18 protein-coding genes are annotated in these 20,330 nt (G+C 73.4%); 14 read left to right on the top strand and 4 right to left on the bottom strand.

What is annotated here, in order from left to right; all coding sequences use genetic code 11:
• Positions 1-59: 59 nt before the first annotated feature.
• Positions 60-1,061: an LLM class F420-dependent oxidoreductase gene (locus tag AB0H75_RS27320; protein WP_367800859.1), complete on the bottom strand. Its 1,002-nt coding sequence runs from the start codon at positions 1,059-1,061 to the stop codon at positions 60-62.
• A 153-nt stretch (positions 1,062-1,214) separates the two neighbouring features.
• Here AB0H75_RS27320 and AB0H75_RS27315 point away from each other — a divergent pair, with 153 nt between their 5' ends.
• The gene (locus AB0H75_RS27315; RefSeq protein WP_367800857.1) at positions 1,215-2,573 is read left to right on the top strand and encodes a sulfatase; all 1,359 of its coding nucleotides are present in this window, start codon (positions 1,215-1,217) and stop codon (positions 2,571-2,573) included.
• Between the two features lie 110 nt (positions 2,574-2,683).
• On the opposite strand, the gene AB0H75_RS27310 is transcribed toward AB0H75_RS27315, so the two are convergent.
• A complete protein-coding gene (locus AB0H75_RS27310) occupies positions 2,684-3,370 on the bottom strand; it encodes a FadR/GntR family transcriptional regulator (protein WP_367800855.1) in 687 nt (228 codons plus the stop codon).
• A gap of 86 nt (positions 3,371-3,456) precedes the next feature.
• Between AB0H75_RS27310 and AB0H75_RS27305 the strand changes: the two genes are divergently transcribed.
• The 3 genes from AB0H75_RS27305 to AB0H75_RS27295 are packed head-to-tail and all read left to right on the top strand — an operon-like array spanning position 3,457 to position 6,174.
• A complete protein-coding gene (locus AB0H75_RS27305; RefSeq protein WP_367800853.1) occupies positions 3,457-4,188 on the top strand; it encodes a (Fe-S)-binding protein in 732 nt (243 codons plus the stop codon).
• Positions 4,185-5,579, top strand: coding sequence for a lactate utilization protein B (locus AB0H75_RS27300; RefSeq protein ID WP_367800851.1), 1,395 nt, complete (start codon positions 4,185-4,187; stop codon positions 5,577-5,579). The genes AB0H75_RS27305 and AB0H75_RS27300 overlap by 4 nt, the downstream gene beginning before the upstream one ends.
• Complete coding sequence (locus AB0H75_RS27295) at positions 5,566-6,174, top strand: lactate utilization protein C (protein WP_367800849.1); 609 nt, start codon at positions 5,566-5,568, stop codon at positions 6,172-6,174. The genes AB0H75_RS27300 and AB0H75_RS27295 overlap by 14 nt, the downstream gene beginning before the upstream one ends.
• Here the strand turns inward: AB0H75_RS27295 and AB0H75_RS27290 are convergent.
• Positions 6,164-7,174, bottom strand: coding sequence for a Vms1/Ankzf1 family peptidyl-tRNA hydrolase (locus tag AB0H75_RS27290; protein ID WP_367800847.1), 1,011 nt, complete (start codon positions 7,172-7,174; stop codon positions 6,164-6,166). The genes AB0H75_RS27295 and AB0H75_RS27290 overlap by 11 nt on opposite strands.
• 3 nt (positions 7,175-7,177) lie before the next feature.
• Positions 7,178-7,585, bottom strand: a complete 408-nt coding sequence (locus AB0H75_RS27285; RefSeq protein ID WP_367800845.1) for a DUF2795 domain-containing protein — start codon at positions 7,583-7,585, stop codon at positions 7,178-7,180.
• A gap of 77 nt (positions 7,586-7,662) precedes the next feature.
• Here AB0H75_RS27285 and AB0H75_RS27280 point away from each other — a divergent pair, with 77 nt between their 5' ends.
• The 10 genes from AB0H75_RS27280 to AB0H75_RS27235 all read left to right on the top strand — a co-directional run.
• On the top strand, positions 7,663-8,751 hold the full coding sequence (locus AB0H75_RS27280) for a GNAT family N-acetyltransferase (RefSeq protein ID WP_367800843.1): 1,089 nt from the start codon (positions 7,663-7,665) through the stop codon (positions 8,749-8,751).
• 85 nt (positions 8,752-8,836) lie between these two features.
• A complete protein-coding gene (locus AB0H75_RS27275; protein ID WP_367800841.1) occupies positions 8,837-10,015 on the top strand; it encodes a precorrin-6Y C5,15-methyltransferase (decarboxylating) subunit CbiT in 1,179 nt (392 codons plus the stop codon).
• 70 nt (positions 10,016-10,085) lie between these two features.
• Entirely contained in the window at positions 10,086-10,925 is an 840-nt protein-coding gene (locus tag AB0H75_RS27270; RefSeq protein WP_367800839.1) for a sirohydrochlorin chelatase, read from the top strand.
• A gap of 26 nt (positions 10,926-10,951) precedes the next feature.
• Complete coding sequence (gene cobT, locus AB0H75_RS27265; RefSeq protein WP_367800837.1) at positions 10,952-12,022, top strand: nicotinate-nucleotide--dimethylbenzimidazole phosphoribosyltransferase; 1,071 nt, start codon at positions 10,952-10,954, stop codon at positions 12,020-12,022.
• Between the two features lie 25 nt (positions 12,023-12,047).
• Positions 12,048-13,061, top strand: a complete 1,014-nt coding sequence (gene speB, locus AB0H75_RS27260; protein ID WP_367800835.1) for an agmatinase — start codon at positions 12,048-12,050, stop codon at positions 13,059-13,061.
• Between the two features lie 79 nt (positions 13,062-13,140).
• Positions 13,141-14,373: a uroporphyrinogen-III C-methyltransferase gene (gene cobA / locus AB0H75_RS27255; protein ID WP_367800833.1), complete on the top strand. Its 1,233-nt coding sequence runs from the start codon at positions 13,141-13,143 to the stop codon at positions 14,371-14,373.
• A 47-nt stretch (positions 14,374-14,420) separates the two neighbouring features.
• Complete coding sequence (locus tag AB0H75_RS27250) at positions 14,421-17,189, top strand: AAA family ATPase (protein ID WP_367800831.1); 2,769 nt, start codon at positions 14,421-14,423, stop codon at positions 17,187-17,189.
• Positions 17,186-18,814 (top strand): GTPase, encoded by a 1,629-nt coding sequence (locus AB0H75_RS27245; RefSeq protein WP_367800829.1) that lies wholly within the window; start codon positions 17,186-17,188, stop codon positions 18,812-18,814. Before AB0H75_RS27250 ends, AB0H75_RS27245 begins: the two co-directional genes overlap by 4 nt.
• 329 nt (positions 18,815-19,143) lie before the next feature.
• Positions 19,144-19,731 carry a single-stranded DNA-binding protein gene (locus tag AB0H75_RS27240; protein WP_367800827.1) on the top strand — a complete coding sequence of 196 codons (588 nt, stop codon included), beginning with the start codon at positions 19,144-19,146 and terminating at the stop codon, positions 19,729-19,731.
• Positions 19,732-20,095: 364 nt separating this feature from the next.
• Positions 20,096-20,330, top strand: a 235-nt coding sequence (locus AB0H75_RS27235) for a hypothetical protein (protein WP_367800825.1), incomplete at its 3' end; no start/stop codon positions are given.

The following is a 20,330-nucleotide window of genomic DNA, read 5'->3' as shown; positions in this document are numbered from 1 at the left end:
TGAGGGTCCAGGACCAGCAAGGACGATCCGGCCGCCGCGACGCGCTCCCGCGCCCTCCGTTAGCCCATGACCAGGTCGCGGACCAGTCTCAGCGTGGGCTCGTCGCGTGGGCCCATGACGAGCAGGCTGGTCACCGGGCTCTTGCGCCACAGCTCCAGGCGCTCCTTGATGCGGCCGGGCGGGCCGACGAGCGAGATGCCGTCGGCCAGCTCGTCGGGGATCGCCCGGAACGCCTCGTCCCTGCGCCCGGCCAGGTAGAGCGCCTGGATGTGCTCGGCGGCCTCGGCGTAGCCCATGCGGCCGATGATGTCGGCGTGGAAGTTGCGGTGGCGGGCGCCCATGCCGCCGATGTAGAGGGTGAGCATCAGCTTCACGCCGTCGAGGGCGGCCCGCACGTCGTCGGAGACCACGACCGTCACCATGGCGGCCACGTCGAAGCCCGCGGGAGCGCCGGCCAGCGCGTCGCCGTACATCTCCTCGATCTTCTCGGGGAAGGCGAACAGCGGCAGCCAGCCCTGGCCGAGCTCGGCGGCGAGGGCGACGTTCCTGGGGCCCTCGGCGCCCAGGTAGACCGGGATGTCGGGGCGCAGCGGGTGGGTGATGAGCTTGAGCGGCTTGCCGAGGCCGCCCGGCAGCGGCAGCGGGTAGTGGGGGCCGTCGGCGGTGACCGGCTCCTCGCGGCGCCAGACCTTGCGCATGATCTCGACGTACTCGCGGGTCCTGGCCAGGGGGCGGGCGAACGGCTGGCCGTACCAGCCCTCCACGACCTGCGGGCCAGAGGCGCCCACGCCGAGCAGCAGCCGGCCGCCGGTCAGGTGGTCGAGGGTCATGGCGGTCATGGCGGTGGTGACGGGCGGCCGCGCCGAGAGCTGCGCGACCGACGTGCCGAGCTTGATGCGGCTGGTACGCGCCCCGTACCAGGCCAGCGGGGTGAACGCGTCGCTGCCGTACGCCTCGGCCGTCCAGACCGAGTCGTAGCCGAGGCGCTCGGCCGCCAGCACGGATGCGGTCGCGTCGTCGGCGTTGCGCTGCCAGTAGCCCAACTGGAGCCCGAGCTTCATGTGACACCTCCGGAATTAAGTTCTATTACGGCGGCGCCAGGGGCGGGTGTCAATGGAGGATCTTCCGGGAAGTCACAGTCCGTGGTCAAAGGTCTCTGTCGCGTAGCATGCCTCCTGCTTCTGCTGTTGCCGGCGGCCGAGCCTTTGGTGGCCGTGAGCGCGTCCCGCCCCAACATCGTCCTCATCGTCGCCGACGACCTGGAGGCGGGCACGCTGGCCTACTTCCCGAACATCTCCCGGCAGCTCGTCCGCCAGGGGGCCTCGTTCGAGCGGTTCTTCGTGACGAACTCCTGGTGCTGCCCGTCCAGGGCGTCGATCCTGCGCTCCCAGTACGTCCACAGCCACGGCGTGCTGACCAACACCGCCCCCGAAGGGGGCTTCGACCGCTTCCACGCACTCGGCCTGGAACGTTCCACGATCGGCACCTGGATGCGCGCCGCGGGCTACCGCACCGCGCTGATGGGCAAGTTCCTCAACCACTACCCGGGCCGCGGCGTCGCCGAGACCTACGTGCCGCCCGGCTGGGACGAGTGGGCCGTCCCGGTGACCAACCTCTACGACGAGTACGGCTACCGCCTCAACGAGAACGGCCGCCTGACCGAGCACGGCTGGAGCCAGGAGGACTACCTGTCGGACGTGCTGGCCGACAAGAGCCGCGCCTTCATCCGGGCCTCGGGCAAGCCCTTCTTCCTCTACCTGACGCCGATCGCGCCGCACAACCCGGCCAATCCCGCCTGGCGGCACGAGGAGGCGTTCCCGCTGGTCACCGCGGCGCGCACGCCGTCGTTCAACCAGGTGGACGTCAGCCGCGAGCCGCTGTGGCTGCGCAGCCTGCTGCCGCTGTCGCAGGAGCAGATCGACCAGGTGGACGAGCGCCACCGCGCCCGGCTGCGCGCGATGCTCGGCGTGGACGACCTGGTCGGCGCCGTCGTCGAGGCGCTGCGCGAGAGCGGCCACCTCGACGACACCTACATCCTGTTCACCTCCGACAACGGCTTCCACCTGGGCACGCACCGGCTGGCGCAGGGCAAGACCACGCCGTTCGAGGAGGCGATCAGGATCCCGCTGGTGGTGCGGGGGCCGGGCGTCCGGGCCGGCTCGACCATCGGGCAGATGGGGGCCACGGTGGACCTCGCGCCCACCATCGCCGAGCTGGGCGGGGCCAGGGTGCCCGGGTTCGCGGAGGGGCGGTCGCTGGTGCCGCTGCTCAAGGGCCGCAAGCCGGGGCGATGGCGGCACAACGCGCTGATCGAGTTCAACCGGCCCGCCAACCGGGCCTCGGCCCGGCAGACGCCGGTGCCCGGCTACAAGGCGCTGCGCACCGAGCACCACACCTACGTCCGCTACGACACCGGCGAGAAGCAGCTCTACGACCTGCGGACGGACCCCTACCAGTTGCAGAACCTCGCGGCCACCGCCGACGCCGGGCTGCTGGCGAGCCTGGACGCGCGACTGGACGCGCTGGCGGCCTGCTCGGGGGCGAGCTGCCGCCAGGCCGACGCCCGCCAGTGAGGCGACCGGCCGGGGGCGACCGGCCGGAGGGGCGTCAGCCTGAGGGGCCGTCAGCCTGAGGGCCGTCAGCCTGAGGGCCGTCAGCCTGAGGGCCGTCAGCCTGAGGGCCGTCAGTCCGAGGGGCGCGGGAACAGCGAGGGGTAGGCGTCGGCCAGGTGGTCCGACACGGCGGCGGCGGCCTCGCCGGGGTCGCCCGCCTCGATGGCGGCCAGGATGCGGACGTGCCCGGCCCGCAGGACCGTGGTGTCGCCGAGGCGCTCGACCGCCTCGACGGAGAACCTGCGCATCGCGTCCCGCAGCGAGCGCATGATGGCGGCGACGAGCCGGTTGCCCGAGGCGTCGGCGATCGCCCGGTGGAAGGCGATGTCGTGCTCGACGAACTCCTCGGCGGTGCGCGCCGCGTCCATGCCGGCCAGGGCGGTGGCCAGCGCCTCGGTGCCCGCCCGGGTCGCGGCGGCGCGGGAGGCGGCCCACTGCTCGATCATGTGCCGGGTGTCGATGACCTCGCGCGGCTCCAGGGTGGCCAGGCCGAGGTGCAGCCGGAGCAGGCCGGTCAGCGCCGAGTCGGGGCGCGCGGTCAGCACCGCGCCCGCGTCGGGGCCCCGGCCGACCTGGGAGGAGACCACGCCCAGCGTCTCCAGCACGCGCATGGCCTCGCGGACCGAGGAGCGGCTGACGCCGAGCTGCTCGGCGAGCTGGCGCTCGGCGGGCAGGCGGTCGCCGGCCGTCAGGCCGTCCTCGGTGATGCGCCGCTCGATCTGAGCGAGAACGTCCTCGAATGTCCGTGTCCGCTTCACCGGACGCCACCCACTGCCGTCCAACCGGGCCTCCTGCTATGGTCTGACCATACTGTGGTCAGACCATACCTTTGGAGAGGAGAGCCGTGCGAGTCGCCCTGTTCATCACGTGCGTGAACGACACGCTCTTCCCCGGCACCGGCAAGGCCGTGGTGTCCCTGCTGCGCAGGCTCGGCTGCGAGGTGGACTTCCCGGCCGCCCAGACGTGTTGCGGCCAGATGCACGTCAACACGGGCTACCGCGCGGAGGGCGTGCGCCTGGCGCGCCGCTTCACCGAGGTCTTCGCCGGGTACGACGCCGTGGTGGCCCCGTCCGGCTCGTGCGCGGCCATGGTGCGCGAGCAGTACCCGAAGCTGGCCAGGCCGGGCAGCAAGGGGGCGGCGGCGATCGCCGAGGTGGCGCCCCGGGTCCACGAGCTGTCGGAGTTCCTCGTCGACGTGCTGAAGGTCGAGGACGTCGGCGCGTACTTCCCGCACCGCGTCACCTACCACCCGACCTGCCACTCGCTGCGCGGCCTGCACCTCGGCGACCGGCCCACGCGGCTGCTGCGCAACGTGCGCGGCCTGGAGCTGGTGCCGCTGCCGGGGGCCGAGGAGTGCTGCGGCTTCGGCGGCACGTTCGCGGTGAAGAACCCGGCGGTCTCGGCGGCGATGGGCGCCGACAAGACCCGCGGCGTCATGGACACCGGCGCCGAGGTGCTGTGCGCGGCCGACAACTCGTGCCTCATGCACATCGGCGGCACGCTGCGCCGGCAGAAGACCGGGGTGCGGACGATGCACCTGGCCGAGATCCTGGCGTCCACGGAGGAGAGCCAATGAGCGCGACATTCCTCGGCATGCCTGGAAATTTCCCGGAAAACTCGCAGAAGGCCGTTCAGAACTCTCAGCTCCGCTACAACCTCCGCAAGGCCACCCACACCATCCGCGGCAAGCGCGCGAACGTCGTCGGCGAGCTGCCCGACTGGCCGGAGCTGCGCGCCGCCGGCAAGGCCATCAAGGACCACACGCTGCGCAACCTCGACCGCTACCTCGTGCAGCTGGAGCGGGCCGTGCGGGAGGCCGGCGGCACCGTCCACTGGGCGCGCGACGCCGCCGAGGCCAACCGCATCGTCGCCGGCCTGGTCAAGGCCACCGGCGAGCGCGAGGTGGTCAAGGTCAAGTCGATGGCCACCCAGGAGATCGAGCTCAATCAGGCGCTCGCCGCCGAGGGCATCACGGCGTACGAGACCGACCTGGCCGAGCTGATCGTCCAGCTCGGCGACGACCTCCCCAGCCACATCCTGGTCCCCGCCATCCACCGCAACCGCTCGGAGATCCGCGAGATCTTCCTGGACAGGATGCCCGAGGCCCCCGCCGACCTCACCGACGACCCGCCCGCGTTGGCCGAGGCCGCCCGGCTCCACCTGCGCGAACGCTTCCTGCGCAGCAAGGTCGCGATCTCCGGCGCCAACTTCATGGTGGCCGAGACCGGCACGCTGGTCGTGCTGGAGTCCGAGGGCAACGGCCGCATGTGCCTGACCCTGCCCGAGACGCTCATCAGCGTGGTCGGCATCGAGAAGCTCCTGCCCACCTGGCGGGATCTGGAGGTGTTCCTCCAGCTCCTGCCCAGAAGCTCCACGGGCGAGCGGATGAACCCCTACACGAGCATGTGGACCGGCGCCACCGAGGGCCAGGACTTCCACCTCGTGCTGCTCGACAACGGCCGCACCGCCGTGCTCGCCGACGAGGTCGGCCGCCAGGCGCTGCGCTGCATCCGCTGCTCGGCCTGCCTCAACGTCTGCCCGGTCTACGAGCGCGCGGGCGGCCACGCCTACGGCTCGGTCTACCCGGGCCCGATCGGCGCGATCCTCACTCCGCAGCTACGTGGCATGGGCTCCGAGCTGGACGCCTCGCTGCCGTTCGCCTCCAGCCTGTGCGGCGCCTGCTACGAGGTCTGCCCGGTCGCCATCGACATCCCGGAGGTCCTGGTGGACCTGCGCGCCAAGGCGCCGCACGCGGCGGCCGAGCGGGCGGGCATGAAGGTCGCCGGCTGGATCCTCGACGACCACCACCGGCTGGCGGCCGCCCAGCGCGCGGCGACCAGAGTCCGCGGGCTGGTGCCGAAGAAGCGGCTGCCGGGGCCGCTGTCGGCGTGGACCGACACCCGGGACGTCCCGGAGATCCCGGAAGAATCGTTCAGAGACTGGTGGGAGCGGAATGAGCGCGCGTGAGGAGATCCTCGCCAGGATCGCCAGGGCCGTGGCGGGCGCGGAGGACGTGGAGATCCCCCGCGGCTACCGCACCACGGCCGTGACGGACGACCTCGTCGGGCTGTTCGCCGAGCGGGTGGACGACTACCGCGCCGTCGTGCACGTGCTGCCCGCCGCCGAGGTGCCCGCCAAGGTCGCGGAGTGCGCGGCCGGCCGCCGCGTGATCGTCCCCGACGGCTTCGGCCTGCCTGGGCACGACGGCCGGGACGCCCTCCACGCCGCTGGCGCCCTCCCCATCACGGACATCACGGACGACCTCCACACCGCCGACGGCGTCGTCACCGGCTGCGCGGTGGGCATCGCCCTGACCGGCACGATCGTCCTCGACCACGGCCCGGGCCAGGGCACGCGGGCCCAGACGCTGGTGCCCGACTACCACCTGTGCGTGGTGCGGGCCGAGCAGATCGTCTCCTCGGTGCCCGAGGCGATCGCCAAGCTCGACCCGTCCAGGCCGCTGACCTGGATCAGCGGCCCGTCGGCCACCAGCGACATCGAGCTCAACCGGGTGGAGGGCGTCCACGGCCCCCGCACCCTCGAAGTGATCATCAGTACCTGACCACGGCCGCCACGTCCTTGACGGCGTCGGTGAACCACAGCTCGGCGTCCGTCATCGCGGCGGCCCTGGCCAGGGCGGCGTCCGCGCGCTCGCGGACCGGCTCCTCGACGCCCAGGGTGCGCAGCTCGTCCTCGCCGGGGGAGAGCTGGGTGCCGCCCTCGCCGATCCAGACCTGCTCGGGCAGCTCGCCGGGCAGCAGCAGCGCGTGCACCCGGCCGTCGCGCAGGGCCCGCGAGACCTCCGCCAGGCCCACCGGGCCGGCGCTCTCCTGGTGGCGCTCCAGCAGCTCGGCGCGGCGGCGGTCGAGCCAGTCGTCCAGCGCCCGCTCGGCGTCCTCCTCGAACTGGCCGTGCTGGCTGCGGCTGCCGTGCTCGACCATCACCACCCGGTCGGCCGACTTGGTGCCGAGGTGGTGCAGCAGGAACGAGCGGGACTTCGGCGCGCCGGCCACGATGACCAGCTCGGCGCCGAGCCGGCTCACCTGGTCGTCGATCTCCTGCGCCACCGCCTGCGCGTTCTTCTCCCAGGCGTTCTCCACGGCCAGCTCGTAGCGCCGCTGCGACCAGCCGCCCTGCGCGGTCTTCTGCAGCGGCCACGTCGCGGCCTGCACCGTCTGCCGGCGCGGCGCCCCGCCGCCGTAGGCCGTCAGCTCCGCCCCCGCGTGGTCCACGATCACCCGCACGTGCGGCACGTTCTCGCCGCGCTCCAGCAGCATCGGCACGACGTGCGGCAGCGGGGACCAGGTGGCCAGCTCGTACGGCCGCCGCGGCAGCGACTCGGCCAGCACCACCTCGCCGTGCGTGGCGAACAGCGCCTGCCCCGCGGCCGCCTGCCCGGCCGCCGCCTCCAGCGCCCCGACGGTCGCCGGGTCGACGCCGTCGAGCCGGTCGCGGACGCTGTGCCAGTGCGTCTCACGCTCCGGGCCGGTGAGCGCCCCCAGGTAGACCGAGGCGTACGGGCCCCGCCGCTCGTACAGCGGCCGGATGAAGTCGAGCCGCACGGCTCACCACCTCCGCTTCTCCACGCCGAGGCCGAGCGTCTCGCCCACGTCGGCCATGTTCGTGTACTCGCGTTCCGGCAGGGAGTGCACCATGCCCGTCACCCGGTCGGGGGCGCCGGACTCCTCGACCTGGCGCAGCAGGTCCGCCTTGGACTTGGGCCAGTGGGTGTCGCTCAGCCACTTGGCCAGGTCCGCGCGGACGTCCACGTCACCCTGCGTCATGCCCTCGGGGACGCCGGGCTCGTGACCGGGCGGGTACGACCGCACCGACTCCTCACCCACCGCCGGCATGGACTCGGGCTCCTTCCACTCCTGGGCGTGCGTCGTTCCGCCACCGCGCACCAGGCCCTCGGTCTCGTGCTTCTGCTGGCTGTCCAGGCGGGGTCCGTGCTTGTCGCTCCCACGTTCCATAGTTCTCTCACTCCTCTCCTCAGCGCCCCTACCCCCGCTTTCGTGGGCAAACATCGCGGCTGTGTACCCTGCCGAGGGTGTTCGATCCCGACGTCTCCATCGCCACGGCGCGGCTGACCCTGCGGCCGTTCGGGCCGGGGGACGCGGCGCGCGTCCGGTTCATCGTGGAGTCCGGCGCCCGGTTCCTCCCGCCCGGCGCCCCCGCGCAGGCGTCCGGCGTCGCGCAGTGGCTCGCCCGGGGCGCGCACGAGCTGCGCAGGTCCGGGCAGGGCCTGCACCTGGCCATGACCGACGTGGACGGCGTCATCGTGGGCGCCATCAGCCTGTTCAAGACCTCGTGGGAAGCGGGCACGACCGAGGTCGGCTACGGCGTGCACCCCCTCTACCGGCGCCGCGGCCTGGCCACCGAGGCGGTGCGCGGCCTGGTGGAGTGGGTCTTCGGCACGACGCGGCTGCGCCGGATCGACCTGACGGCCAACCTGGACAACCTCCCGTCGCTGCGCGTCGCCCAGAAAGCCGGCTTCACCTGGGAAGGCGTGCTGCGCGGCGCGGTCATGGAGGACGACGGCCCGCACGACCTGGTGGTGTTCGGGCTGCTGCGCGGCGACGGCCGGGCCCCCGCCGCCACCCTGCCGCGCGCCGAGCTGCGCACCCCGCGCCTGCTCCTGCGCGCCCCCGAGCCCGCCGACGCCGCCGACCTGGCCGCCACCGGCGCCGACCCGCTCACCCAGGCCAGCACCGGCGTGCCGCGCGGCTACGGCGTCGAGCACGCGCTGGCCTTCATCGAGGGCGCCGAGCGGATGCGCGTCCGGGGCGCCGGCATCGCCTGGTCGGCCGTCGAGACGCTGACCGGCCGCTTCGCCGTCAACGTGGACCTGCGCGACCTCGACTGGACCAACCGCACCGCCGAGGTCGGCTACATGACCGCCCCCTGGGCCCGTGGCAACGGCTACGCCGGCGAGGCCGTCCTGGCGGTCGCCCGCTGGCTGTTCGAGCGGCAGGGCTTCGGCCGGCTCCAGCTGCGCGCGGCCGTGGACAACCCGCGCTCCCGGCGCGTGGCCGAGAAGGCCGGCTTCACCCGCGAGGGCGTGGCCCGCTCCGCCCTCGCCGGCGTGGACCTGGTGGTCTACAGCCTCCTCCCGTCCGACCTGGCCGTTCCGTCGTAGCCCGGAGGCACGCCGGACTGACCCTCGCACCCTTTGTGAAACCCCTCCGCAACCGTCACCCTTGAGGAAAAGAGCGGGAGGCAGGATGATCACGGTTGTCGGCTGGGACGGGACGGAGCTCTCGGCGGCGGCGACGGCACGGCTGCGCGAGGCCGGGCTCGTCGTCGGGCCGGACGCCGTGCTCGGCCGGCTCAAGCTCGCCGGGGCGACCGCGCCCGACGGGGCGCTGCTGCAGACCCTGGACGACCACCTCGAACACGGTGACGGCCCCGCCGTCGTGATCGCCGAGGGCGACCCCGGCTTCTTCGGCGTCGTACGCACTCTCCGGGCACACGGCCTCAAACCGGACGTGTTGCCCGTGACCTCGCTGGTCACCCGGGCCTTCGGCTGCGCCGGGCTCAACTGGGAGGACGCGCTGGTCGTCGCCCCCTCCGGCCCCCACCAGCTCCATCGGGTCGTCAACGCCTGCCGCGCCCACCCCAAGGTCGCGCTGCTGGTCGCGCCCGGCGTCGGCCCCGGCGAGATCGCCAGGGAGCTGGCCCCCACCACGCCCCGCGCGCTCATCGTCTGCGAGGACCTCGGCGGCCCCGACCAGCGGGTCACGCACAGCCGCATGGGCGAGGCCACCACCCGGCCGTGGAAGGACCCGGACGTCGTCCTCGTCCTCGACCCGCTCCACCGGGCCAAGGAGCCGAGCTGGGTGGCCGGGGCGCAGCCGGGCCCGGCCGAGTGGGCGCTGGCGTTCGACGGGGCGCGCCTGCCGTCCGAGGTGCGGGCGTACGTGCTGGCCAAGCTGGGCCCGCGCCTCGGCGACATGGTGTGGGACGTCGGCGCGGGCGTCGGCGAGATCGCCGTCGAGTGCGCCAGGCACGGCGCGGCCGTCGTGGCCGTCGAGCGCGACGAGGGCCGCTGCGCCGCGCTGCGCGCCAACGTGCTCCACCACGGCGTCAAGGTGGCGCTCACCCGCGGGCAGGCCCCGCCCGCGCTGGAGCCCCTGCCCGACCCCGACGCGGTGTTCGTCGGCGGCGGCGGCACCGACGTGGTGGTGGCCTGCGCCGCGCGCCGCCCGCGCTCCCTGGTGTGCGCGCTGCGTACCGTCGAGCAGGTCTCGGCCGTGCTCGACCGGCTGCGCGAGCACGGCTACCGGGGCGAGGGCACCCAGATCCTGGCCTCCGGGCTGAGCCTCAATCCCGACGGATCCCACCGTATGACCGCCTGTGACCCCGTCTTCGTGGTGCACGCGACGCCCGTACACTCCTCGTGACCTGTTCCCTACCGGTGCGCATCGGTTATCCTCGCGTGTCCTTGTCCACCGCACCGGAGAATCCCTCACGATGAAGCCGCCGCTCCTGCTGATCGGGCAGGGCTCGCACGATGACGCCTACGCCGCGGAGTTCGGCAGGTTCGTACACCGGCTCCGCTGCCGCCTCGACCAGACGGGAGCCGACGTGTCGGGCGGCTACCTGGAGCGCGCCACGCCGCGACTGAGCGAGTCCGTCGCCTCCCTGGTCGCCAGGGGCCACCACCGCCTGGTCGCGCTGCCGCTGAGCCTCGGCAGGACGGGCGACGACTTCGGCGCCGCCCTGGAACGCGAGCAGCAACGCCACCCCACCCTGATGTACGACCACGGCCGCCCGCTCGGCCCCGACCCGCGCGTGCTCTCGCTGCTGGCCGAGCGGCTCGCCGAGGCCGCCGCCGACCTCTCCAGGCCGCGCCCGCTGGAGCTCGCCGGCGCCCGCCCCCGGCTGCGCGCCGTGGACGCCCTCGTCGTGGAGGAGCCGCGCGTCGAGCCGGGCGAGACCGGCATCGTGCTGGTCGGCGAGGGCTCGACGGACCCGGTGGCCAACGCCGAGGTCCACCGCGTCTCCCGGCTGTTCTGGGAGACCCACGCCTACGACTTCATGACCGTCGAGACCGCGTTCGTGTCGGTCACGCCGCCCGGCGTGCCCGGCGGGCTCGAACGCTGCCGCCGCCTGGGGGCCAAGCGTGTGATCGTGGTGCCGTACCTGCTGTTCGCGGGCGGCATGCTGGAGCGCGTGTGGGCGCAGGCGCTGGCGTACGGCGCGGGGCACCCCGACCTCGACATCCGCTGCGCCGAGGTCATCGGCGACTGTGAGACCCTGGCCGACGTCGTGATCGACCGCTACGAGGAAGCCCTCCAGCTCGTCCCGTAAGCACCTGAACCCATCGGAGGTACGCCGTGCTGGCTGACACCCTCGCCGCGATCCGCGCAGCCGACCAGGCGGCGATCGCCGAGGCCCGTGCCCTCCAGGACCGCCTCACCAAGCCACGCGGCTCGCTCGGCGTCCTGGAGGACGTCGCGGTCCGCCTGGCGGGTGCGGCCGGCGCCTGCCCGCCGCCCCTGCCGGCGCCCGCCGCGCTGGCCATCTTCGCCGCCGACCACGGCGTGCACGCCGCCGGCGTCACGCCCTGGCCGCAGGAGGTCACCGTGCAGATGGTGGCCAACTTCCTGGCCGGCGGCGCGGTCGCCAACGCCTTCGCCGCCCAGGCGGGGGTGTCGGTGACCGTCGTGGACGTCGGCGTCGCCGCCGACCTGCCCGACGCGCCCGCGCTGGTCAAGCGGAAGATCGGCTACGGCACCGCCGACCTGTCGCGCGGGCCCGCCATGACCGTGGACCAGGCCGTGCGGGCGCTGGAGGCGGGCATCACGGTGGCCCGCGACCTGGTCGCCGGCGGCGCGCGCTGCCTGGTCACCGGCGACATGGGCATCGCCAACACCACCGCCTCGGCCGCGCTCGTCTCCGTCTTCACCGGCGCCGACCCGGCCGAGGTGACGGGCCGCGGCACCGGCATCGACGACGAGACCTACGAGCGGAAGGTCCGGATCGTCCGCGAGGCGCTGCGCGTCAACGGGCTGCCCGCCGACACCTCCTCGGCCAGCGAGGCGCTGCGGGCGCTGGCCGCGGTCGGCGGGTTCGAGCACGCCGCCCTCGCCGGCTTCATCCTGGGCGGCGCGGCGGCCCGCGTGCCGGTGCTGCTGGACGGCGTGATCGCCGGCGCCGCCGCCCTCGCCGCCGCCGCCCTGGACCCGGCCGCGCTCGACCACTGCGTGGCCGGCCACCGCTCGGCCGAGCCCGGCCACGCCGCCGCCCTCGCCCACCTCGGGCTGCGCCCCCTGGTGGACCTGGAGCTGCGGCTCGGCGAGGGCACCGGCGCGCTGCTGGCCCACCCCATGTTGTGCGCGGCCGTGCGGGTCATGCACGACGTGGCGACGTTCGACAGTGCCGGGGTCACGGAGAAGCCCGTGTAAGGATGTCGCTCATGGGAGGTGAGCCGTGTCCCGATACGGCGCGATGTACGGTCCCGACTACACGTTCCTGGGGGTCGAGCGCTGCGACCTCGGCGATCCTGCGTCCTACGCGGGCGCCGACGTCGTCATCCTCGGCGCCCCCTTCGACGGCGGCACCTCGAACCGGCCGGGCGCCAGGTTCGGGCCGCAGGCGCTGCGGCAGGCGTGCTACCTGCCGCACGACGGCTCCCGTCCGAGCCTGGCGCTGCGCGTGGACGCGCTGAAGGACCTGCGCGTGCTCGACGCCGGCGACGTCGAGTGCTATTCGGGTGACGTCGAGGGCTCGCTGCGGGCCATCGAGGAGGCGGTGCACCGCGTCGCCGCCTCCGGGACGGTGCCGCTGGTGCTCGGCGGCGACCACACGATCGCGCTGCCCGACGCGCGGGGCACCGCCCGGGCGTACGCGCCTGGCCGTACCTCGATGATCCACTTCGACGCGCACGCCGACACCGGCGACATCGCCTTCGGCCACCTCTACGGCCACGGGCAGCCCATGCGGCGGCTCATCGAGTCCGGCGCCATCCGCGGCGACCGGTTCCTGCAGATCGGCCTGCGCGGCTACTGGCCCGAGCCGGAGACGCTGTCGTGGATGGCCGGTCAGCGGATGCGCTCGTACGAGATGACCGAGATCGTGGCGCGCGGGCTGGAGGAGGTGCTGACCGAGTCGTTCCGGATCGCGCTCGACGAGTGCGACCAGGTCTTCCTGTCCGTGGACATCGACGTCTGCGATCCCGGCCACGCGCCCGGCACCGGCACGCCCGAGCCCGGCGGCCTGAGCGCCCGCCAGCTCCTCGACGCCGTGCGCCGCATCTGCTACGAGCTGCCCGTCGCCGGCATGGAGCTGGTGGAGGTGGCCCCGCCCTACGACCACGCCGACATCACCGCCTACCTCGGCAACCGGGTCGTCCTGGAGGCGCTGTCGGCGATGGCCAGACGCCGCAAGGACGACGAGGGCGGCCCACGTTGGGACCCCAGGCAGCCTCTCCTCGATGGTCGTTGACCCGTGCGCAGCAAATGACGGATGCGGAGCCGGTAGGTTTACCTCTTAACACAACCTGCGCGAACGGGAGATTCCCCTCATGGGTCCCTACCTCCTCGGCCTGCGGCTTTCCGGCCGCCGGGTGCTCGTCGTGGGCGGCGGCCACGTCGCGCAGCGGCGCGTGCCCGCGCTCCTGGAGGCCGGTGCGGAGGTCACCGTCGTGTCCCCCAGCGTGACCCCCGCCCTCGACGACCTCATCGCCGCCGGGCGGATCACCTGGCACGCCCGGCCGTACGAGGTCGGCGACTGCGACGGCGCCTGGCTCGTCCAGGCCTGCACCGACGACAGGTCCGTCAACACCGCGGTCGCCGCCGAAGCGGAGGCCAAGCGCGTGTGGTGCGTGCGGGCCGACGACAAGGACGCCTCCGCCGCCTGGACACCCGCCGCCGGCCGGGTCGACGAGATCAGCGTGGCCGTCACCGCGGGCGGCGACCCCCGGCGGGCCGCCGGCATCCGCGACGCCGTCGTCGAGGCCCTGCGCGACGGCACCGTCGATGCCCGCCGCAACCGCACCAAACCGGTCGGCGTCGCCCTCGTCGGCGGCGGCCCCGGCGACCCCGGGCTGATCACCGTACGCGGGCGCCAGCTGCTGGCGCAGGCCGACGTCGTCGTCGCCGACCGGCTCGCGCCGCGCCCCCTGCTCGACGAGCTCGCCCCCGACGTCGAGCTGATCGACGCCGCCAAGGTCCCCTACGGCCGCTCGCTGTCGCAGGAGACGATCAACGACGTGCTCGTGGACCGCGCCAGGCAGGGCAAGTTCGTGGTACGGCTCAAGGGCGGCGACCCCTTCGTCTTCGGGCGGGGCGGCGAGGAGATGATCGCCTGCGCCGAGGCCGGCATCCCCGTGCTGGTCGTTCCCGGCATCACCAGCGCCGTCGCCGTCCCCGCGGCGGCCGGGGTGCCGGTGACGCATCGGGGGGTCAGCCAGGAGTTCCACGTGATCTCCGTGCACGTCGCGCCCGACGACCCCAGATCCACCGTCGACTGGCCCGCCCTGGCGCGCTCCCAGGGCACGCTGGTGCTGCTGATGGCCATGGAACGGCTGGCGAAGGTGGCCGAGGCGCTGGTTCGCGACGGACGTTCGCCGGAGACTCCCGTAATGGTGGTGCAGGACGGTACCCTTCCGACCCAGCGGGCGGTCACCGCCTCGCTGTCCACCGTGGCCGACCGCGTGTCCGCGGCTGGGATACGACCGCCGGCGATCGTCGTCGTCGGGGACGTCGTCAGGGTCGGCCAGGAGGTCGAGATGGTTCGAGCGGAGCGCCTGCCGTGAACACGGCCATGGATGACGGGCAGCCGGAATCGCCGGGGGAGCAGACGTTGAGCTTCCCCCCGGTACGCGACGACGACGACACCTTCGACGCCTTCACCCCCGCCGGCGACACCAGGAAGTCCCCCCAGCCCCACACCCCGAAGCAGCGCGCCCCGGAACCGCGCCCTTCAGAGCCCCGCGCCTCCGAAGAGCCCCGCGCCGCCGAAGAGCCGCGCGCCTTCGGGGAGCCCCGCGCCTTCGGAGAGTCCGGTGCCGCCGAAGAGCCGCGTGTCTCCGAAGCGTCCGGCGCGCCGGGGGACGGCCGTGCACCGGAAGAGGCCCGCGAGCCCCTGCCCAAGCGCTCCGGCACCCGGCCCGGCCGCGTCGCACGGGACAACCCGGGCGAACCCGCCGACCACCTCGACTTCTTCACCCCTCGCACCCCCGTGACCCCTCCCACCTCCCGCCCCGAGCCGAAAGCCCCCGCCCCGACCGGCCCCGCACCCGCCGCCACCCCCGCAGCCGTCCCCGCGCCTACGGACGCCCCCGCGCCCGCGGACGCCCCCCTGTCAACCGACGCTCCCGGGCCCGCCGTCGTCGCCGCCCCGACCGCTACCGGCGGCCCCTCCCTCTTCACGAAGCCCGCCTCACCGAGCGCCCCCCTCACCGACGAGCCCCCGGCCGACCCTGAGCCCCCGGCCGACCCCGAGCCCCCGGCCGACCAGGAGCAGCCCCCGGCCTTCGGTGACGAAACCCCCTCCGACACCGAGCAGCCCGCCACCGCTGCCACCGACGCCGGCGAGACCGAGCCCGAGCTGACCTCCGACGCGCCGGCTGCCGACCCGTCCCCAGCCGACCCGTCCCCAGCCGACCCGCCCACGGACGAGCCCGAGCCCCGAGCCGAAGCCGGCGACCCGGACGAAACACCGCAGGAGAAGCCCGCTTCCGCCACTCCCGCCGACGAATCCACCCCGGACGGCGAGTCCACCCTCGACGAGGACCCTCCACCCGCCGACACCGACACCGACACCGGCGCCGAGACCAACACCGACACCGAGACCGGCACTGGGGCCGCATCACCCCAGGACGGCGGCGACCCCCCACGCGCCGAAGCCCTGCCCCCGGAGCTGGTGGAAGCGCTCACGACCGCACTCGACCAGCTCAGGGAGAGCGTCGCCGACGTACGCCTGGGCCTCGACCTCCCCGGCGTCAAGGAAGCCAGGCAGGCCCGCCTCGACCTCCTCGCCCAGCTGGACGACTACGTCCTCCCGAGGGTCCGCACCAGCACGGCCCCCGCCCTGATCGTGGTGGCCGGCTCCACCGGCGCGGGCAAGTCCACGCTGGTCAACAGCCTCGCCGAGCGCAACGTCTCCCGCACCGGCATCCGCCGCCCGACCACCGGCACCCCCGTCCTGGTGTGTCATCCGGACGACCGCGAGTGGTTCGCCGAGGGCGAGCTGCTCGGCACCTTGCAACGCCTCGACCAGCCCACCCCCGGCCCGATCGTCCCGACAGGAGCGGGAGCCGGAGCAGGAATCGGAGCAGGGATCGGAGCCGGAGCGGGCACCGGCGGCCCCGGCACCGGCATGAACGGCCTCGTCCTCGTCTCGACCGAGAAGCTCCCGCAGGGCGTGGCACTGCTCGACACCCCCGACATCGACTCGGTCGTCGAGGAGCACCATGAGATCGCCCACCGCATGCTCGACGCCGCCGACCTGTGGATCTTCGTGACCACGGCGGCCCGCTACGCCGACGCGCCCGCCTGGAGCCTGCTCAAGCTGGCCAAGGAGCGCGGTGCCCGGCTGGCCATCGTCCTGTCCCGCGTGCAGCGCAAGTCGGTCGATGTCGTGCTGAAGCACTTCGTCCGCATGCTCACCGAGTACGGCATGGGGGAGATCGACCGGTTCGTGATCCACGAGTCGACGGTCACCGACGGCAGGCTGCCCGACAGCGAGGTCACCGACCTGCGCCTGTGGCTGGCCGAGCTGTCGGTGGACGAGGAGCGCCGCGCCCAGGCCGTCCGCGAGACGCTGAACGGCGTGCTCAACAGCTTCCGCATCCGCGTACCGGCGCTGGCCAAACATCTGGAGGCGCAGGTCGCGTTCCGGGCGGAGCTGCGCAAGGACGTGGAGGCGGCCTTCTTCGGCGCGCTGAGCGACATCGACAAGGCGGCCAAGAGCGGCTCGCTGCTCCACGGCGAGGTGCTGGCCCGGTGGCAGGAGTTCGCCGGCTCGGGCGACCTCATGCGCTCGCTGCAGCTCCGCAGGCGGGGCCGGTCGGCCAGGCAGGCGCCCGAGCGGGTGATCGCGTTCAAGGCGGCGATCCGCGCCGGCCTGGAGTCGGTGATCGTCGCCGCCGCCAACCGGGCCACCGAGGAGGTGGTGGCGCGCTGGCGGCACCGCGCCGAGCTGGGCGGCAAGCTCGGCGAGAGGCTGGACCGGCCCTCGGACGACTTCGTGCGCAACGCCGGCCGGGCCATCGCGTCCTGGCAGGATCACCTGAGCGAGCTCGTACGGACCGAGGGTGTGGCCAAGCGGTCGGTGTCCAAGGTGGTGTCGTTCGACCCCGACTCGCTCTCCCTGATCTTCACCGTGGCGATGTTCAGCGGCGCGAACGGCGAGGGCGTGCCGCACCGCCTGGTCAACGCCCTGCTCGGCGCGGAGTCGCTGCGCGGCATCGGCGCCAAGGCGCTGAGCGACCTGCGGGCCAGGATCAGCATGTTGTTCGACGAGGAAGCCATGCGTTACGTGCAAGCGCTCGACTCCGCGGGCGTACCGGACGAGTCCGTCGCGACCCGCCTCTACCAGGCGGCGTACAACCTCGAGGTCGCCCGATGACCACGACCACGACCACTCCCAGGCCGGGGCTCGCCTCGCGGCTGACCGCGCTCACCAAGGTGGTGGAGCTGGGCCAGGGCCGGCTCGACCAGAAGCTGCTCGACGACGCCACGGCGCTGCTGCAACGGGCCGGCGAGCGCCTGAAGCTCTCTCCCGACCACACCGTCGTGGCCCTCGCGGGCGGCACGGGCAGCGGCAAGTCGTCGTTGTTCAACGCCATCTCCGGGTTGGAGCTGTCGCCGACCGGCGTGCGCCGGCCGACCACCGGGCGCACCCACGCCTGCGTGTGGGGGCTGGAGGGCTCGGCGCCGCTGCTCGACTGGCTGCGCGTCCAGTCGCGGCACCGCTTCTCCCGGGTCAGCGCGCTGGACAAGGGCGACACCCAGCTCAACGGGCTCATCCTGCTCGACCTGCCCGACCACGACTCGATCAGGGCGCTCGCCGACACCGAGGCCGACCGGCTCATCGGCCAGGCCGACCTGGTGGTGTGGGTGCTCGACCCGCAGAAGTACGCCGACGCCTCCACGCACCGGCGTTACGTGACGGAGCTGGCGGGGCACGACGCGGTGACCGTGTTCGCACTCAACCAGGCCGACAAGCTCGCCACCGAGGAGCTGGCCGAGCTGCTCATCGACCTCAACGACCTGCTGCGCCGCGAGGGCGTCGAGCATCCCAGCGTGGTCCCGACCTCGCCGGTCACCGGGCGCGGCATCGAGAGCCTCAAGAGCGTCATCGCGACCGCCGTCGCCCGCCGCCGCGCCGCCATCCAGAAGCTGGAGGCCGATCTGCACCGGCTGGAGCAGCGCATCGCCGAGGTCATGCCGCTGGGCGAGGCGCTGTCCGCGCCGAGCGCCGTGGACGAGGCCCGCAGAATGGGCCTGACGGACGCGCTGTGCGACGCGGTCGGCGTGCCGGCCGTGGGCGACGCCCTGGAGAACGTCTACGCCGAGCGTTCCGCCCGCTGGGTCGGATGGCCCTACCCGCGCTGGGCCGGCAGGTTCCGCGCCGATCCGCTCAAGAGCCTGCGCCTGGACGACGTGCGCCAGGAGATCCGGGGCATCACGACCGGCTCGGTGAGCGCGCAGTCGGCCGAGGTCGCCAACGCGGTGCACGCCTTGGCCGACGGCCTGTCCATGAGCATGCACCCGGTGTGGCGCACGGCCGTACACCGGGCCGCCAGGTCCAAGGCCAAGCAGTTGCCCAAGGCGCTGACCGAGGATCTCGCGGAGGTGGCGCCGCGGCTCGACCGGGTGCCCGGCTGGTGGTGGGCGCTCAAGGTGTGGCAGTACGTGCTGGTCGCGATGTTCCTGGCGGGGGTGGTCTGGCTGGCGGCCGGCCTTCTCGTGCCCGGCTCGCTGCCGCCGTCGCTGGAGCTCCTGGGCGACAGTGCCACGCTGCCGTGGGTGGGCCTCATGATGGCCTCGGTCCTGGGGCTGGGCGCGCTGTCGGGCATCGCGTCCCGCAACTTCGTGGAGCTGGGGGCCTCGCGGGAACGCGAGCGCCTGGAACGCGAGATGCGCCGCCGCGTCGCAGCCGTGTCGGCCACGATGGTCGTCGAGCCGGTCGAACGCGAGCTGACCCGCCATCACGCGTTCTACACGGCCCTGCGCGACCTGTCCTCCTGAGGTTCCCCGCCCGCGGGCTGTCCTGAGGTTCCCCGCCCGCGGGCTGTCCTGAGGTGTCCCGCCCGCGGGTTGTCCTCCGACGTGTCCCGCCCGCGGGCCCGATGCGGCCTCTTGTCCGCCTCGTTGGCCCTGGTCCGCCCTTTGCTCGTCCCTTGCCGTCCCTTGTCCGTCCTCTGCCCGTCCCTTGCCGTCCCTTGTCCACAGGCTCGCCCCGCCCGGACACCGTCATCCACAGAATCGCGTTCGCCCGCTCGCGCCGACCGCCTTCTGCGGCACCTTGTTGCCAGAGCGCGGGCACCCCGCCCGCCGGCCGCAGGGGAAGGCACGAGATGAACGACATCCACATCACGCTCACCGGCAACGTCGCGGCAGAGCCCAGGCAGTACACCTTCGAGGACGGCCTCCGGGTGACCTCGCTGAAGGTCCTCACCTCGCACCGCTACTTCGACAGGAAGGCGGGCCAGTGGACCGACGGCGAGCGCGTCTGCTTCACGGTCCGCTGCTGGCGCGCCCTGGGTGACAACGTCGCCACGTCCGTACGGGCCGGGCAGCCGGTCGTGGTCTCCGGCCGGCTGCGCATCCGCGAGTTCGGCGCCGAGGGTGAGCGCCGCTTCATGCCCGAGATCGAGGCCAGCGCCGTGGGCCACGACCTGCGCTGGGGCACCGGCGTCTTCACCAAGCCGGAGCGGGGCGCCGGAGCGACCTCGATGAGCAAGGAGATGCGCGACCGCCTCGACGAGGAGACCCAAGACTGGGCCATGGCCACCCAGCCGGCCCGCCGCTCCGCGCTGGCCACCGACCACCCGGCCGTCCGCGTCCTCGGCGCGGCGGGCCCCGAGCACGACGGCGAACGACCGGCCGGCGAGCACGACCACCAGCCCGAGCCGCTGCTCGCGGAAGAACGAGCAGCGGCGTAGCCCCGCGCTCCGGCGGCGGTCGGGTGGGTGTGGGGACACGCCGGTCACAGTCCCGGCTCCCGCCCCGCGCCCCGGTCCCGCCCACCCGTCCCCACCAGGACCATCAGCCGTGCCGGGCAGCGAGGCAACCCTCCACCAACCGACTGGGAGATTGACAGGAGGAGCACCGTGCGTCATCATGAAAATGCGACCGAGGGATATGGGTCTGCGTTAGCGTGGAAAGATTCATAGACAAATGAGGAAAGAGCGAGTACGCTCATGCTTCCACGCTGCCTTCTTCGGCGACCCACGATGCTCGCTCACATCGCGAGGTTGTCTGGCGTGCGTGTAGTCAGTCCGCCGCGAGCCCTCGGAAGGACATCTGTTGGCAGCCTCGCGCAACGCCTCCGCCGTACCCGCTGGTCCCCGTCGCGTGTCTTTCGCGCGTATCCAGGAGCCGCTCGAAGTTCCTGATCTTCTCGCTGTGCAGACCGAGTCCTTCGATTGGCTGCTCGGCAACGAGAGGTGGAAGGCCCGGGTAGAGGCGGCTCGTCAGGCCGGGCGCAAGGACGTCCCGACCCAGTCGGGCCTTGAGGAGATCTTCGAAGAGATCAGTCCGA

It is taken from the genome of Nonomuraea sp. NPDC050783 (assembly GCF_040802095.1).
In the GTDB taxonomy this organism is placed as follows: Bacteria; Actinomycetota; Actinomycetes; order Streptosporangiales; family Streptosporangiaceae; genus Nonomuraea.
The sequence above is the reverse complement of the archived record's forward strand: the minus strand, read 5'-3'. Positions and strand labels throughout refer to the sequence as shown.

Coding starts and splice junctions, on each gene's coding strand:
- AB0H75_RS27295 (WP_367800849.1), top strand. CDS start 5,566: ATGAGCGCGCGTGAGGAGATCCTCGCCAGGATCGCCAGGGCCGTGGCG.
- AB0H75_RS27245 (WP_367800829.1), top strand. CDS start 17,186: ATGACCACGACCACGACCACTCCCAGGCCGGGGCTCGCCTCGCGGCTG.
- cobA (WP_367800833.1), top strand. CDS start 13,141: ATGGGTCCCTACCTCCTCGGCCTGCGGCTTTCCGGCCGCCGGGTGCTC.
- AB0H75_RS27270 (WP_367800839.1), top strand. CDS start 10,086: ATGAAGCCGCCGCTCCTGCTGATCGGGCAGGGCTCGCACGATGACGCC.
- AB0H75_RS27300 (WP_367800851.1), top strand. CDS start 4,185: ATGAGCGCGACATTCCTCGGCATGCCTGGAAATTTCCCGGAAAACTCG.
- AB0H75_RS27285 (WP_367800845.1), bottom strand. CDS start 7,585: ATGGAACGTGGGAGCGACAAGCACGGACCCCGCCTGGACAGCCAGCAG.
- AB0H75_RS27240 (WP_367800827.1), top strand. CDS start 19,144: ATGAACGACATCCACATCACGCTCACCGGCAACGTCGCGGCAGAGCCC.
- AB0H75_RS27320 (WP_367800859.1), bottom strand. CDS start 1,061: ATGAAGCTCGGGCTCCAGTTGGGCTACTGGCAGCGCAACGCCGACGAC.
- AB0H75_RS27275 (WP_367800841.1), top strand. CDS start 8,837: ATGATCACGGTTGTCGGCTGGGACGGGACGGAGCTCTCGGCGGCGGCG.